We start from the raw sequence: 398 nt of genomic DNA, 5'->3' as shown, positions 1-398 counted from the left end.
CAGATAAATAACTTAAAAAAGTGTTTGACACGATAAGTTATCTAGCTAAAATGGCCGTCCACTTTGAAGAGAACTTCAAAGTGTGCTCTTTAAAAATAAGAACCTATCAATCTGTGTGGGCACTCGTTGATGATAATCCAATTAGATACCTCGGTATCAAATTAGGTTTCAATGAAACGAAGTGACCATTGAATCTTCGGATTCAGCACAGTCAATTCAAACATTACTTTATGTAATGTTCAGTATTCATTGAGCCGAACAAAATCTTAAATTGAAGAGTTTGATCATGGCTCAGATTGAACGCTGGCGGCAGGCCTAACACATGCAAGTCGAGCGGAAACGAGTTATCTGAACCTTCGGGGGACGATAACGGCGTCGAGCGGCGGACGGGTGAGTAA

Annotated in this window: 1 rRNA gene; it reads left to right on the top strand. The window is 40.7% G+C overall.

Annotated elements, in window-relative coordinates:
* Positions 1-268: 268 nt before the first annotated feature.
* A 16S ribosomal RNA gene (locus BIW15_RS24030) occupies positions 269-398 on the top strand; the annotation flags it as partial.

Origin of the sequence: Vibrio sp. SALL6 (assembly GCF_002002385.1) — a bacterium.
GTDB lineage: Bacteria > Pseudomonadota > Gammaproteobacteria > Enterobacterales > Vibrionaceae > Vibrio > Vibrio parahaemolyticus.
The sequence above is the reverse complement of the archived record's forward strand: the minus strand, read 5'-3'. Positions and strand labels throughout refer to the sequence as shown.